Source organism: Kocuria tytonicola (assembly GCF_003687175.1).
Taxonomy (GTDB): domain Bacteria; phylum Actinomycetota; class Actinomycetes; order Actinomycetales; family Micrococcaceae; genus Kocuria; species Kocuria tytonicola.
In genome coordinates, this window is record NZ_RDEX01000001.1 from 1,565,689 (window position 1) to 1,581,019 (window position 15,331).

Genomic DNA, 15,331 nt, shown 5'->3' on the forward strand with positions numbered 1-15,331 from the left:
CGCCCGCCGCGGCCCGGTGGCTGTCCGAAGGTGGCCCTAGGATGGGTCCCGTGACTGAGACGAGCAAGCAGGACAGCCAGGACGCGCCCGAGACCCGCACCGTGGTGATCGGTGAGAAGACCGACAGCCCGCAGAGCGTGCCGCTGCCGGTGCCGGTCTCGCGTCCCGAGAAGCGGCTGCTGCTCATCGACGGCCACTCCCTGGCGTTCCGCGCCTTCTTCGCGCTGTCCCGCGCCGCCGAGTACGGTGGCGGGCCCGGGTTCGTCACCTCCGAGGGCGTGCACACCGAGGGCGTCTACGGCTTCGTGAACACCATGGTGAAGCTCGTCCGCGAGGAGCAGCCCACCCACCTGGTGGTCTCCTTCGACCTCGAGGGTCCCACGCTGCGCTCCCAGGAGTACGGTGAGTACAAGGGTGGCCGAGACGAGACGCCGGAGGAGTTCCACGGCCAGGTTCCCAACATCCAGCGCATCCTGGAGGCACTGGGCGTTCCCATCATCACCATGGAGGGCTACGAGGCGGACGACGTCCTGGCCACGCTCGCCGCGCGGGCCGCGGCCGAGGACTTCGAGGTCCTCGTGTTCTCGGGGGACCGGGACGCCTTCCAGATGATCACGGACCACGTCACGGTGGTCTACCCCGGCCGCACCCCCTCGGACCTGCGCCGCATGGATGCGGCCGCGGTGTTCGAGAAGTACAAGGTGGCACCCCAGAACTACCCCGATCTCGCCGCCCTCACGGGGGAGACCGCGGACAACCTTCCCGGGGTCCCCGGCGTGGGTCCGGGCTTCGCGGCCAAGTGGATCGCGGCGTACGGGCCGGTGGAGTCCCTGCTGGCGCACGCGGACGAAATCTCGGGCAAGAAGGGCGAGGCCCTGCGGGAGCACGAGGACCTCGTGCGCCGCAACCGCAAGCTCAACCGCCTGGTCACGGACCTGCCGCTGGACGTGGATCTCGCCACGGCCGTCCTGCCGCACGCGGACCCCGAGCGCGTGGGCGAGGTCTTCGACGAGCTCGAGTTCGGCTCCCAGCTGCCCGGACGTCTGCTCGACGCCTTCGGCGGAGCCGCACCCGCGGACGACGCCGCCCTGCTCCCCGCCGTCACGGGCGTCACCAGAGTGGGCTCGGCCGAGGACTTCACGGCCTGGCTGGGCGCCCAGCCGGCGAACGCACCGGTGGTCGTGCGGCGGCTCTCCCCCGATCCCAAGGCTCCCTCCGGGCAGGAGGTCACCACGCTCGTGCTCACCGGGCAGACCGGGGCGGCAGTGGACCTCGTGACAGCGGACCAGGCCCTCACCACGGCCGTGGAGCACTGGCTCGGGGACCCCGCGGCCCCCAAGATCGTGGACGGTCTCAAGGACCTGTTCCACGGGATGGTCCAGCGCGGCATCACGCTCGCGGGAGTCGTGGACGACGTCCAGCTCTCGGGCTACATCCTCCGTCCCGCCCTGCGCTCCTACGAGCTGGAGGCCCAGCTCGCGCAGCACCTCGAGGCGGAGGTGCCCGCCGCCGCGGCCGGGGCCGACGCGCACGGCCAGACCGAGCTTGTTCTGGGCGACGACGACGTCCTGGCCGGTGTCTCCGACGCCGAGCTGAGCCGCCAGGCCACCCTGGGCAGCGGGTGCCGCATGCTCAGCGAGCACCTGCGCGCACTGCTCGAGGCGGACGGCCAGCTGGGGCTGCTCACCGATCTGGAGATGCCCCTGGCCGTGATCCTCGCCCGCATGGAGGCCACGGGCATCGCCATGGACCGGCCGGGGATCGACCGGCTCTTCGAGGAGCTGCAGCAGCCCATCGACCAGGCGTTCGAGCAGGCGCAGGCGCAGCTGGACCACGAGGTCAACCTGGGCTCCACCAAGCAGCTGCAGGCCGTGATGTTCGACGAGCTCGGGCTGCCCAAGACCAAGAAGACCAAGACCGGCTACACCACGGACGCCGCCGCGGTGGCGGACCTGATCGGCAAGGTCTCCCCGGAGACCCCGGGCTCCCGGTTCCTCGTGGCGCTGATGAACTGGCGGGAGTACTCCAAGCTCAAGCAGATCGTCGCCGGGCTGCGGGACGCGATCGCGGACGACGGCCGGATCCACACCACCTACCAGCAGACCGTGGCGGCCACCGGGCGGCTGTCCTCCACGGGGCCGAACCTGCAGAACATCCCGGTGCGCACGGAGCAGGGCCAGCGCATCCGCGACGTCTTCGTGGTCGGGGAGGACGCCGAGGGCCCGTTCGAGTGCCTCATGACCGCGGACTACTCGCAGATCGAGATGCGCATCATGGCGCACCTCTCCGGGGACGAGGGTCTCATCGAGGCGTTCCGCGGCGGCGAGGACCTGCACCGCTTCGTGGGCTCTCGGGTGTTCGACGTGGCCCCCGAGGAGGTCACCCCGCAGATGCGGTCCAAGGTCAAGGCCATGAGCTACGGACTCGTCTACGGGCTGAGCTCCTACGGGCTCTCCCAGCAGCTGGGCATCGGCGTGGACGAGGCACGGACCATGATGAGCGGCTATTTCGAGCGCTTCGGCGGCGTGCGTGACTTCCTGCGCGGCGTCGTGGAGGAGGCCCGGTCCAAGGGCTACACCGAGACCATCGACGGCCGCCGCCGCTACCTCCCGGACCTCACCAGCGACAACCGCCAGGCCCGCCAGGCCGCCGAGCGCATGGCCCTGAACGCGCCCATCCAGGGCTCGGCCGCGGACATCATCAAGAAGGCCATGATCGGGGTGGACCGTGCCCTGCGGGAGGAGCAGCTGCGCTCCCGGGTGCTGCTGCAGGTCCACGACGAGCTCATCGTGGAGGTGGCCCCCGGGGAACGGGACGCCGTGGAGCAGATCCTGCGCACGCGGATGGCCGGTGCCGCGGACCTCACGGTGCCGCTGGACGTGAACGTGGGCACCGGTCGCACGTGGCACCAGGCCGCGCACTGACCACCCTGCCCCGAGCCGCGGCGGCCCGACCCCGGCACCGCGCACCCGTGACCACCACCCCCTGACGGAACGAGGAGCCCATGAGCACCACCCCCCAGCACGAGCCGCCCCGCGAGAGCACCCACAGCGCGCGCGGCAACACCTACGTGCTCCGGCGCTTCCACGTGAGCGAGGGACCGCTCGCGGAGAACCCGGAGGCGGTGCAGTGGAACCGTGCGGTGTACCAGGGCTTCCACGACTCCGAGCCCACGGACGAGGCCACCTCGCACATCCTGCGCTCACTGCGGGAGGCCGGCACCCGCCTGCGCTCGGTCTACACGGCGGACCCCGTGCCACCGGCAGCTCTCGGAGCGGACCGGCCCGTGGCCACCTTCTGCTCGTGGAACTCGGAGCTGACCCTGGGGGAGGGCCGCAGCATCCCGGCGTGGCTGATCTCCGAGGTCACCGTGCGCCCCACCCACGCGCGCCGTGGGCTGCTGCGCCGCCTCATGACCGAGGACCTCACCGAGGCGCACGAGGCCGGCTTCCCGGTGGCCGCACTGACGGCCTCGGAGGCGACGATCTACGGCCGCTTCGGCTTCGGTGCCGCCACGTTCAATGCCGAGATCACGGTGGACGCGCACACCCGGCTGCAGCTCAAGGCTCCCACCACCGGCAGCGTGGAGATGGCGGACAACCTGGCGGTGGCCCGGCTCGCGCCGGAGATCTTCGGGCGCTTCCACTGTGCCACGGCGGGCTCGCTGCTGCGCACGACGAAGTGGTGGGACTACGTCTCGGGGCAGTGGAACTGGCACCGCGGTGCCGCCGAGCCCGAGCTGCGCACGGCCGTCCACTACGACGAGCAGGGCGGGCCCGACGGCTACGTCAGCTACAAGTTCCTGCCCACCCAGGGCTACGAGGGCACCCTGGAGGTCGTGGACCTCGTGGGGGCCACGCCGCAGGCACGGATCGCGCTGTGGGAGTTCCTGTGCAACCTGGACCTCGTGACCGAGGTGCGCTACCGGTCCGCGCCCATCGAGGACCCGCTGATGTGGGGAATGGTGGACATGTCCGCCTACACCGTGCACAAGCGCGCGGACCGGGTGTGGCTGCGCGTGCTGGACCCCGTGGCGGCGCTGTCCGCACGGCACTACACCGCCCACCGGAGGATCACGCTGTCGATCGTGGACCCCATGGACTTCGCGGACGGCCTGTTCACCATCGACACCACGGGGGAGCAGACCCGCGTGGAGCGAGTGGGGGACCGGCCCCGCACGGACGACGACCGCGCCGGGAAGTCCCTGCCCGCCGTCGAGCTGCCCGAGGGCGCCGACGCCGCCCTCACGGTGGACCTGCTGGGCTCGCTGTACCTGGGCGCGGTCAAGGCGTCCACGCTGCACGACGCCGGCCTGCTGCGCGTGCGGGACGAGACCGCGCTGCGCGACCTGCAGGACCTGATGTCCACCCCCGCGGACCCGTACTGCATCTCCCCGTTCTGAGCGGCGCAGGCTTGAACCCGCACCGGCCGGCCACTAGACTGGCACGGTGCGTGTTTTCGCACGCCCACACCAAGTTCGACGCTTCCGCTGCGTCGTGCCCCACCGGGCCGGCCGCGGAAGTGACAATCCATCACACCAATTCCATCGGAGTCCCTACTACATGACCACCACCACCCAGCAGGTTGCCGTCAACGACATCGGAACCGAGGAGGACTTCCTCGCCGCTGTCGACGCGACCATCAAGTACTTCAACGACGGCGACCTCGTGGAAGGCACCGTCGTCAAGGTCGACCGCGACGAGGTCCTCCTGGACATCGGGTACAAGACCGAAGGTGTCATCCCCTCTCGCGAGCTGTCCATCAAGCACGACATCAACCCCGACGATGTCGTGGCCGTGGGTGACGAGGTGGAGGCTCTGGTCCTCACCAAGGAGGACAAGGAAGGCCGCCTGATCCTCTCCAAGAAGCGCGCTCAGTACGAGCGTGCCTGGGGCGACATCGAGAAGGTCAAGGAGGACGACGGCGTCGTCACCGGCACCGTCATCGAGGTCGTCAAGGGCGGCCTCATCCTGGACATCGGCCTGCGCGGCTTCCTCCCGGCCTCCCTCGTGGAGATGCGCCGCGTCCGCGACCTCGCGCCGTACATCGGCCAGCAGCTCGAGGCCAAGATCATCGAGCTGGACAAGAACCGCAACAACGTGGTGCTGTCCCGCCGTGCCTGGCTCGAGCAGACCCAGTCCGAGGTGCGCGCCAACTTCCTGCAGCAGCTGCAGAAGGGTCAGGTCCGCACGGGCACCGTCTCCTCGATCGTCAACTTCGGTGCGTTCGTGGACCTCGGTGGCGTGGACGGCCTGGTGCACGTCTCCGAACTGTCCTGGAAGCACATCGACCACCCGTCCGAGGTCGTCGAGGTCGGCCAGGAGGTCACGGTCGAGGTGCTGGACGTGGACATGGACCGCGAGCGCGTCTCCCTGTCCCTGAAGGCCACCCAGGAGGATCCCTGGCAGCTCTTCGCCCGCACCCACGCCCTGGGCCAGGTCGTGCCGGGCAAGGTCACCAAGCTGGTTCCCTTCGGTGCGTTCGTGCGCGTCGAGGACGGCATCGAGGGCCTGGTGCACATCTCCGAGCTGGCGCAGCGCCACGTGGACATGGCCGAGCAGGTCGTCTCCGTGAACGAGGAGCTGTTCGTCAAGGTCATCGACATCGACCTGGACCGTCGCCGCATCTCGCTGTCCCTGAAGCAGGCCAACGAGGGTGTGGACCCGGAGTCCACCGAGTTCGACCCCGCCCAGTACGGCATGGCCGCCGAGTACGACGACCAGGGCAACTACAAGTACCCCGAGGGCTTCGATCCCGAGACCAACGAGTGGATCGAGGGCTACGAGGACCAGCGCGCGGCGTGGGAGGAGCAGTACGCTCAGGCCCAGTCCCGCTGGGATGCCCACAAGGAGCAGGTGCGCAAGCACATCCAGGACGACCAGGAGGCCGCGACCACCTCGTCCTCTTCCTCCTCCTCCTCCTCGTCCTCGGCGTCCCCGAGCCACTCCTCGGGTCCCACGAGCTACTCCTCCGAGGCTCCGGCCGAGGACTCCGGGACGCTCGCGTCCGACGAGGCCCTCGCCGCGCTGCGCGAGAAGCTCACCGGCCACTGAGCATTGTGAAGTGAGCTGCGGTGCCCGGTGACGGGCACCGCACGCCGGGCAAGATCCCGCACCCCCTCGGGGGTGCGGGACCTCGTCGTTGCGTCGGGCCCCGGGTGCTGCCGACGTGGTGGTGCGAGAGGGCCCGGGGCACCCTGCCGAGGTGCGGCCGGAGTGCTGGTGGCGGATCGCGCCGCGTCCTGCAGGGAAAAGGTGCGGCCACCGGTGCGGCCGCCCGGTGCTCAGTCCCCGGGCAGGTCGTGCCAGCTCACGGGTCCGGTGCGGACGTCGGCGGCACCGGAGGTGATGCCCGCCAGCGCGCGGCGGGCGGCGTCCAGCTCGGGCGGCAGGTCCGGTACCAGGACGTGGAGAACGGCCCCGGCGGCGTCGTACTCGGTGGGAAGGACCGTGAAGCCGTGTGCGCGGATCTCGGCCTCCACGCGGCCCGCGTCCGAGTGAGGCGCCGTGAGTGTGAGGGGACGGCAGCGCAGCCGACGGGTCAGGGGAGCCGTGTCCAGCGCAGCGCTCACGGCGCCCGCGTAGGCCCGGACCAGGCCGCCTGCTCCGAGTTTGACCCCGCCGAACCACCGCACCACCACGGCGCACACGTCCGAGAGGTCACCGGGCTCGCCCGCGGCGCGCTGAGCGGGTGTCGCGTACTGGGTGAGCGCCTGCAGCATGGGCATGCCCGCGGTTCCGGAGGGCTCGCCGTCGTCGGAGGAGCGCGCCGTGTCCCGGGTGGGCCCGAGGACGAAGGCCGTGCAGTGGTGCCGGGCATCCCGGTGCCGCGCGGCCACCTCGGCGATCACCTCCCTGGCGTGCGCCTCGCTCTGCACCCGGGTGAGCACCGCCAGGAAGCGGGACCTCTTGACCTCCAGCTCCGCGGTGTGGGCGGCAGGGAAGCGCAGCACGGTGTAGGACACGCCCGGACCGGCGGGGGCGGTGGGGGCTGCGGGAACGGCGGATGCTTCGTGGGGCACCCGACCAGTCTAGGAATGCGTCTGCGCGCCGCCCGCCGCGCCACCCGCGGGAGACGAACTCACGGGCCGGTACAGTGAGTGCGGCCGCCGTGGCGGCCCACCCCACCCGTTCTCCAGCCGAAGGCATTGTTTCCGTGCTCAATCGTCTCCACGACCGTCTCGGGTTACGCACCACACCCTCCATCTTCTTCCTCTCGGCGGCCCTGGTGGTCGTGTTCACCGTGGCCATGGGTCTGTTCCCCGGTCCCGTGCAGGGTGCCTTCGGTGCCGTGGCCCACGTTCTGCGGTACGAGACCGGCTGGTTCTACACCTTCAGCGTGACGGCGCTCGTGGTCTTCGCGCTGGGTCTCGCGGTGAGCCGCTACGGCCGCGTCAAGATCGGCGACGACGACTCCCTGCCCGCGTACTCCGGCCTCACCTGGTTCGGCATGCTGTTCGCGGCAGGGGTGGGGGCCATCCTGATGTTCTGGGGTGTGGCCGAACCGATCACCCACTACGCGAACCCGCCCATGTACGGCACGGAGGCGGGCTCCGACCGGGCGGCCGTGGAGGCGCTGAACATCGCCAACTTCCACTTCGGGCTGCACATGTGGACGATCCTCGCGGTGCCGGGGCTCGCGTTCGGCTACTTCACGTACAAGCGCAAGCTGCCTCCGCGGGTGTCCTCCGCGTTCCACCCGCTGCTGGGGGACGGCATCCACGGGCCGTGGGGCAAGGCCATCGACATCCTGGCGATCGTCGCCACGGTGTTCGGACTCGCGGTCTCCGTGGGCATGGGCTCCCTGCAGATCAACAGCGGCCTCACCTACGTGTACGGGGTCCCCGTGTCGGGCTGGGTGCAGGCGGGCATCATTGCGGTCATCACCGCCGTGGGTCTCGCCTCCGTGGTCGCAGGCATGGAGAAGGGCGTCAAGCGGCTGTCCTACGCCAACATCGTGCTCGCGGTGGCCCTGATGCTGTTCGTGCTCATGGCGGGTGCCTCCATGTCCACCATGCGCGCGATCGTGGAGTCCGTGGGCAGCTACGTCAACCAGCTGCCCACGCTCGCGTTCTTCAACGACACCCACGGCAACGGCGAGTGGTCCGGGGACTGGACCGTCTTCTACTGGGCGTGGACCGTGACGTGGGCGCCCTTTGTGGGCATGTTCGTGGCCAAGATCTCGCGGGGCCGGACCATCCGCCAGTTCGTGGTGGGCGTGCTGGCCGTCCCCTCGGCCTTCGTGGCCGTGTGGATGGCGATCTACGGCTACAACGCGATCCGCATCGACCGGGCCCCCGAGACCCGGGGCAGCCTCACGGACACGATCGTGACCCAGGGCAACCCCGAGGCCGCGCTGTTCCAGTTCCTCGGCTCCATGCCCTGGTTCGCCGTCACCGCCCTGGTGGCCCTGGTGGTCATCACCATCTTCTTCATCACCTCGATCGACTCCGGTGCCCTGGTCATGGACGCGATGGCCAACGGGCACGAGGACGAGGCACCCCGGCGGCAGCGGGTCTTCTGGACCCTGGCCGTGGGTGCGGTGTGCGCGGCGATCCTGCTGACCGCGGGCGAGAACGGGCTCGACGCGCTGCAGGAGGTCATCATCGTGATCGGCGCGCCCGTGATGCTGCTGGAGGTGCTGCAGGCGGTCATGCTGCTGCAGGCGCTGCGGCAGGACGCGGGCACGGCCCGCCCCATGCGCACCCGGCAGTGGAAGAAGGTGCTTCCCGCGGAGGAGTACCACCGGCGCGCGCAGGAGGACACAGCGGCGGTCTCCGAGTTCGTGATCCGCCCCGAGTACGAGGTGGGCACCGAGCCCGAGAACGACACCCACCAACCGCGCACGTGGCACTGGCAGCGCGAGCAGGAGGGCCGCCCGGTGTACCAGCTGGCACTGACGGGTGGCGCCTCCTCGGGCAAGCGCACCGCGGCGCACGCCTTCGAGGAGCTCGGCGCCGTGATGCTGGACAGTGTGCAGATGTGGCACGAGCTGCTGGAGCCCGGAACCGCCACGCGTGAGGAGGTGGACCGCATCTTCGGCGAGCAGCTGGGAACGGGCCCGGCGGCACCGGCGGCCGACGTCTCGGACGCGCTCGACGAGCTCATGGCCCGCAACGAGACGGTGCGCACCCGCGCCCACGAGCTGCTGATGCCGCACATGCGGGAGACGGCGCGGCGCCGTGCCCGGGAGGCCGGACCCGATGCCGTGATGGTCCAGGTGCTCCGCGACCCGCTCGAGACGGAGCAGCACGACCGATTCGACCTCGTGGTGGCCGTGGCCGCGCCCGCGGAGGAGCGCGTCCAGCGGCTGCGCGAGGACGAGGGCGTGCCCGCGGACGTCGCGTGGGACATCGTGGACCGGGCGCCGTCCGAGGACGAGACCAGGGACATCGCGGACCGGGTGATCGTCAACGACGGGGACGTCGCGCAGGTGCGCGAGCAGGTCCGCGCCATCTGGGAGGATGAGGTCCTGCCCGTCCTGCAGGAGGACGATCCCACGGAAGGCCAGGAGCATGACGGAACCGTTCACGCGCGCGGGACGAACTGACGTCCTGAAGGTCGGTCTCACGGGCGGCATCGCCTCCGGCAAGTCCACGGTCTCCGGCTGCCTCGCAGGCCTCGGCGCCGTGGTGGTGGACGCCGATGCCCTTGCACGCGAGCTGCAGGAGCCGGGGGCCCCGGGGCTGGCCGCCATCGTGGCGCACTTCGGCGAGCAGGTCCTGGACCGGGGCACGGGGCGGCTGGACCGCGCCGCCCTCGCCGCGCTCGTCTTCGCCGACCGGGAGGAGCTCGCCGAGCTCAACGGCATCATGCACCCGCTCGTGCGTGCCGGGGCCGCCCGGCTCGCGGCCACGGTGCCACCCGGGGGAGTGCTCGTGCAGGACATCCCGCTGCTCGTGGAGACCGGTCAGCACACGGACATGGACCGCGTGCTGGTGGTCGAGGCCCCCGAGGCCGAGCGCGTGCGCCGCATGGTCGCGGACCGCGGCATGGACCCCGACGACGCGCGACGCCGCATTGCCGCCCAGGCCTCGGACGCCCAGCGCCGTGCCGTGGCCACCACCGTCTTCGACAACTCCGGGACGCGCGAGGACCTCGAGCGCCAGGTGCGGCAGTGGTGGGAGGCCGAGACGGCCTGACCGCCAGTCGGCGGCCGCGGCGGATCCACGGCGCGGGACTCCTCGGGCACTGCCGGACCCGGGGACGGAACAGCTCGTCACGGGGCACGTCCCGGGGCCGTTTCCGCACGCGGACGACGCGGCACCCAGAGGGCCGTGCGGCGTCGTCGTGCGTGTCGGAGGGCCCGCGTAGCCTGGTGGCATGTCGCTCGCGCAGAAGATCAACCGTGTGGTCGCCCCGTTCGAGGTCGTGTCCGAGTTCCAGCCCGCCGGGGACCAGCCCAGGGCCATCGCGGAGCTCTCGGAGCGCATCCAGGGCGGCGAGAAGGACGTGGTGCTCCTGGGCGCCACGGGCACCGGCAAGTCCGCCACCGCGGCGTGGCTGATCGAGGCCGTGCAGCGGCCCACTCTGCTGCTCGTGCAGAACAAGACGCTCGCCGCGCAGCTGGCCAACGAGCTGCGGGAGCTGCTGCCCAACAACGCGGTGGAGTACTTCGTCTCCTACTACGACTACTACCAGCCCGAGGCGTACGTGCCGCAGACGGACACCTTCATCGAGAAGGACTCCTCCATCAACGAGGAGGTGGAGCGGCTGCGCCACTCCGCCACCAACGCGCTGCTGACCCGCCGGGACACCGTGGTGGTCTCCACGGTCTCGTGCATCTACGGCCTGGGCACACCGGAGGAGTACGTCAAGCAGATGGTCACGCTGGCCGTGGGCCAGGAGATGGACCGGGACGCCCTGCTGCGCCAGTTCGTGAACATGCAGTACGTGCGCAACGACGTCGACTTCCACCGTGGCACATTCCGCGTGCGCGGGGACACCGTGGAGATCATCCCCATGTACGAGGAGATGGCGCTGCGCATCGAGTTCTTCGGGGACGAGATCGAGGCCATCTACACCCTGCACCCGCTCACCGGGGAGATCGTCAACGAGGAGCAGGAGATGTACGTGTTCCCCGCCTCCCACTACGTGGCCGGCGCGGAGCGGATGGCCATGGCCATCGAGTCCATCCAGAACGAGCTGCGGGAGCGGCTGCAGGAGCTGGAGTCCCAGAACAAGCTCGTGGAGGCCCAGCGGCTGCGCATGCGCACCACGTACGACCTCGAGATGATGGAGCAGATGGGCTACTGCAACGGCATCGAGAACTACTCGCTGCACATCGACGGCCGCCCGCGCGGGTCCGCCCCGCACTGCCTGCTGGACTACTTCCCGGACGACTTCCTGCTCATCATCGACGAGTCCCACGTGACCGTGCCGCAGATCGGCGGCATGTACGAGGGGGACATGTCCCGCAAGCGCACCCTGGTGGACCACGGTTTCCGGCTGCCCTCCGCCATGGACAACCGGCCCCTGAAGTGGGGCGAGTTCCTGGAGCGGATCGGGCAGACCATGTACATGTCCGCCACCCCGGGTCCGTACGAGATGTCCAAGGTGGACTCCGTGGTGGAGCAGATCATCCGACCCACCGGCCTGGTGGACCCGCAGGTGGTCGTGAAGCCCACCAAGGGTCAGATCGACGACCTCCTGGAGCAGATCGAGCTGCGCGTGGAGCGGGACGAGCGTGTGCTCGTGACCACTCTGACCAAGCGCATGGCCGAGGACCTCACCGAGTACCTCATGGAGCACGGGGTCAAGGTGCAGTACCTGCACTCGGACGTGGACACCCTGCGCCGTGTGGAGCTGCTGCGCGAGCTGCGGATGGGCACGTTCGACGTCCTCGTGGGCATCAACCTGCTGCGCGAGGGCCTGGACCTGCCCGAGGTGTCCCTGGTGGCCATCCTGGACGCGGACAAGGAGGGCTTCCTGCGCTCCACCACGTCCCTGATCCAGACCATCGGCCGCGCGGCCCGCAACGTCTCCGGCGAGGTCCACATGTACGCGGACAAGATCACCCGCTCCATGGACGTGGCCATCGAGGAGACCAACCGGCGCCGCGAGATCCAGGTGGCGTACAACACGGAGCACGGGATCGACCCGCAGCCGCTGCGCAAGAAGATCGCGGACATCACCGATCAGCTGGCCCGCGAGGACGAGGACACCCAGGCCCTGCTCGCCCAGCGGGCCGCGGCCAACAACCACACGGCACCGGTCAAGGGTGCGAAGGGCAAGGGGACGCAGAAGGGCGGCGACGCCGCTGCGGCGGAGTCCAAGCTGCTGCGCGACGGCGTGGCGGCGGCACCCGCGGAGGACCTCGTGCAGCTCATCGGGGAGCTCAGCGAGCAGATGCGCAACGCCGCGGCGGAGCTGAAGTTCGAGCTCGCCGGGCGCCTGCGGGACGAGATCGCGGACCTCAAGAAGGAGCTGCGCCGCATGAAGGAGGCGGGCCACGCGTGACCGGGCCCACGGCCCGGGTGCCGAGGGCGCCGCTCGGGTAAACTGGCGCTCCTGTACGGCCCGGTCCCGGGTTGTTCCCTGTCACTCTCACGCCTAAGGGGTACCCGTGGAAATATCCGGACTGCAATGGGGCATCACCATCGCGGTGATCGTGGGCCTGCTGGCCTACGACTTCATCTTCCACGCCCGCAAGCCCCACGAGCCCACCGTGAAGGAAGCGGCCACGTGGACGAGCCTGTACGTCTCCCTGGCACTGCTGTTCGGGCTCATCGTGCTGTTCTGGGACGGACCGGCCTTCGCGGCGGAGTACTACGCCGGGTTCGTCACGGAGCAGGCGCTGTCCGTGGACAACCTGTTCGTGTTCCTCATCATCATGGCGTCCTTCAAGGTCCCGCGCGCTGACCAGCAGAAGGTGCTGCTGTTCGGCATCGTGGTGGCGCTGATCGCCCGCACGCTGTTCATCTTCGTGGGCGCGGCCGCCATCAACCGGTGGGCCGCCCTGTTCTACGTCTTCGGGCTCTTCCTCATCTACACGGCCGGGAACCTGGTCAAGGGCGAGATCACCGACAAGGACGAGGACGACGAGGCCAACAACATCATGGTGCGCCTGGCCAAGCGCTTCCTCAAGACCACGGACGAGTACGACGGCGACAAGCTGTTCACGGAGGTGGACGGCAAACGCGTGATGACCCCCATGCTGCTGGTCATGGTGGCCATCGGGCTGACGGACATCATGTTCGCCCTGGACTCCATCCCCGCGATCTTCGGACTCACGCAGGAGACGTACATCGTCTTCACCGCCACGGCGTTCTCCCTCATGGGTCTGCGCCAGCTCTACTTCCTGATCGACGGGCTGCTGGACCGTCTCATCTACCTCTCCTGGGGACTCGCGATCATCCTGGGCTTCATCGGCGTCAAGCTCATCCTCCATGCACTGCACGAGAACACCCTGCCGTTCATCAACGACGGTCAACCCGTGCACGTGGTGGAGGTGACCACCGGGTTCTCCCTTGCGGTCATCATCGGTGTCCTGGTGCTCACGGTCGTGGCGTCCCTCTACAGCCCCAAGGGCCGCGCCGTGCGCATCATCAACGGTGCGCGGGACTGGTCCGAGCGCTACCTCAGCCTCCCGGAGTCCGCCCCCGTGGAGGAGCGGACCAAGGCCGCCGAGAAGATGAAGAAGTACCGGGACCAGCTGCCGGGCGTGAAGGCCAAGTACAAGGACGAGCTCATCGAGTCCGAGGCCCGCTACCACGACCTGCTCGAGCGCGCCCACGGGCTGCGGGAGAAGCGCGTCGGGGAGGCGGAGAACAACTGACCATCCGCCGGGGAGCGGGCCCCACCGGTCGAGGACCGGTGGGGCCCGCGGCGTCCGGTACGGCGTTCCGGCGCCACATCCCGCGAGGCCACGATCACCTCGGCGGGGTCTGGGCACAGGGGGTGCGCCACCGGTATAGTGGGTGACGATCAGGGGAGTATCCCGCCTCCCCGTGCACGTCAGTACGTCCGGCGCCACCGCCGGGCCGGGCACGGGCCACGACCACCGGAAGACCCGCCACGAGGCGCAGGATCCTGGACGTGGGGGAGAGACTTGTGCGGTTCCACCCACCCACAAGGAGTCCCCGTGGAGATCACCACGTTGCAATGGGGCGTCACGATCGCCTTCATCCTCGGCCTGCTGGCCTACGACTTCATCTTCCACGTCCGCAAGGCCCACGAGCCCACCATCAGGGAAGCTGCGGTGTGGTCCGCGGTGTACGTGGGCATCGCCCTCGCGTTCGGCCTCGTGGTCCTGTGGCTGGACGGCACCACCCTGATGGCCGAGTACTACGGCGGGTACATCACGGAGAAGGCGCTGTCCGTGGACAACCTGTTCGTGTTCCTCATCATCATGGGCTCCTTCGCGGTGCCGCGCGCGGACCAGCAGAAGGTGCTGCTGTTCGGCATCGTCTTCGCGCTCGTGGCCCGCACGGTGTTCATCTTCGTGGGTGCCGCGGCCATCAACGCGTTCGCGTGGGTCTTCTACCTGTTCGGGCTGATCCTGATCTTCACGGCCGGCAACCTCATCAAGGGGGAGATGACGGAGAACGCGTCCCACGAGGCGGACAACGTGGTGGTGCGCTTGGCCCGGAAGGTCGTCCACACCACGGACCACTACGACGGCGACAAGCTGTTCACGGTCCACCACGGCAAGCGCGCGCTGACCCCCATGCTGCTCGTGATGATCGCGATCGGCGGCACGGACATCCTCTTCGCGCTGGACTCGATCCCGGCGATCTTCGGGCTGACCCAGGAGCCGTACATCGTCTTCACGGCCACGGCGTTCTCGCTCATGGGGCTGCGGCAGCTCTACTTCCTGATCGACGGCCTGCTGGACCGCCTCATCTACCTCTCGTGGGGACTGTCGGTGATCCTCGCCTTCATCGGCGTGAAGCTCATCCTGCACGCACTGCACGAGAACTCGCTGCCGTTCATCAACAACGGTGAGCACGTGGCCGTGGTGGAGATCGGCATCGGCACGTCCCTCACCGTGATCGTGGGCGTCCTCGTGGTCACCGTGCTCGCGTCCCTGTTCAGCCCGAAGGGCCGCGCGCTGCGCACGATCCAGAAGACGCAGGACCTCACGGAGCGCTACCTGGCCCTGCCGGCAGACGCTCCCGCGGAGCGGCGCCACGAGATCGCGGACCAGCTCAAGGACCTCCAGGAGCACTTCCCGAGGATCTCGGAGAAGCACAAGGAGGAGCTCATCGGGTCTCGCACCCGGTTCCGCCACATGCTGGAGACCGCACGGGGCCAGCACCGGGAGTTCGAGGAGACGGGCCGGGTGGTGACGCCCTCCCCGGATGTCCCGGGTGGGGCCCGGTAGGAGAGGG

Annotated in this window: 9 protein-coding genes; 8 read left to right on the plus strand and 1 reads right to left on the minus strand. The window is 69.5% G+C overall.

The features are described 5' to 3' along the window. The first annotated feature begins 41 nt into the window (after window positions 1–41). From polA to rpsA, 3 genes are all read left to right on the plus strand, one after another. On the plus strand, window positions 42–2,924 hold the full coding sequence (polA, locus tag EAE32_RS07125; protein WP_243635616.1) for a DNA polymerase I: 2,883 nt from the start codon (window positions 42–44) through the stop codon (window positions 2,922–2,924). 80 nt (window positions 2,925–3,004) lie between these two features. Further along, window positions 3,005–4,402 (plus strand): GNAT family N-acetyltransferase, encoded by a 1,398-nt coding sequence (locus tag EAE32_RS07130; RefSeq protein ID WP_121864595.1) that lies wholly within the window; start codon window positions 3,005–3,007, stop codon window positions 4,400–4,402. 160 nt (window positions 4,403–4,562) lie between these two features. Next, the gene (gene rpsA / locus EAE32_RS07135) at window positions 4,563–6,053 is read left to right on the plus strand and encodes a 30S ribosomal protein S1 (protein WP_121864596.1); all 1,491 of its coding nucleotides are present in this window, start codon (window positions 4,563–4,565) and stop codon (window positions 6,051–6,053) included. A gap of 230 nt (window positions 6,054–6,283) precedes the next feature. On the opposite strand, the gene EAE32_RS07140 is transcribed toward rpsA, so the two are convergent. Then, window positions 6,284–7,021 (minus strand): IMPACT family protein, encoded by a 738-nt coding sequence (locus EAE32_RS07140; RefSeq protein ID WP_424321732.1) that lies wholly within the window; start codon window positions 7,019–7,021, stop codon window positions 6,284–6,286. A gap of 134 nt (window positions 7,022–7,155) precedes the next feature. Between EAE32_RS07140 and EAE32_RS07145 the strand changes: the two genes are divergently transcribed. The 5 genes from EAE32_RS07145 to EAE32_RS07165 all read left to right on the plus strand — a co-directional run bounded on the left by EAE32_RS07145 (window position 7,156) and on the right by EAE32_RS07165 (window position 15,324). Beyond that, window positions 7,156–9,549, plus strand: coding sequence for a dephospho-CoA kinase (locus tag EAE32_RS07145; protein ID WP_341537796.1), 2,394 nt, complete (start codon window positions 7,156–7,158; stop codon window positions 9,547–9,549). Continuing rightward, a complete protein-coding gene (gene coaE / locus EAE32_RS07150) occupies window positions 9,515–10,141 on the plus strand; it encodes a dephospho-CoA kinase (RefSeq protein WP_121864597.1) in 627 nt (208 codons plus the stop codon). Before EAE32_RS07145 ends, coaE begins: the two co-directional genes overlap by 35 nt. A gap of 181 nt (window positions 10,142–10,322) precedes the next feature. Continuing rightward, entirely contained in the window at window positions 10,323–12,458 is a 2,136-nt protein-coding gene (gene uvrB / locus EAE32_RS07155; protein ID WP_121864598.1) for an excinuclease ABC subunit UvrB, read from the plus strand. Window positions 12,459–12,564: 106 nt separating this feature from the next. Further along, the gene (locus EAE32_RS07160; RefSeq protein WP_121864599.1) at window positions 12,565–13,776 is read left to right on the plus strand and encodes a TerC family protein; all 1,212 of its coding nucleotides are present in this window, start codon (window positions 12,565–12,567) and stop codon (window positions 13,774–13,776) included. Between the two features lie 306 nt (window positions 13,777–14,082). Continuing rightward, window positions 14,083–15,324, plus strand: coding sequence for a TerC family protein (locus EAE32_RS07165; RefSeq protein ID WP_121864600.1), 1,242 nt, complete (start codon window positions 14,083–14,085; stop codon window positions 15,322–15,324). Window positions 15,325–15,331 lie beyond the last annotated feature (7 nt).

What these genes read in the sequence shown, in the direction of transcription:
- uvrB (WP_121864598.1), top strand. Translation starts at nt 10,323, where the DNA reads ATGTCGCTCGCGCAGAAGATCAACCGTGTGGTCGCCCCGTTCGAGGTC.
- rpsA (WP_121864596.1), top strand. Translation starts at nt 4,563, where the DNA reads ATGACCACCACCACCCAGCAGGTTGCCGTCAACGACATCGGAACCGAG.
- coaE (WP_121864597.1), top strand. Translation starts at nt 9,515, where the DNA reads ATGACGGAACCGTTCACGCGCGCGGGACGAACTGACGTCCTGAAGGTC.
- EAE32_RS07130 (WP_121864595.1), top strand. Translation starts at nt 3,005, where the DNA reads ATGAGCACCACCCCCCAGCACGAGCCGCCCCGCGAGAGCACCCACAGC.
- polA (WP_243635616.1), top strand. Translation starts at nt 42, where the DNA reads ATGGGTCCCGTGACTGAGACGAGCAAGCAGGACAGCCAGGACGCGCCC.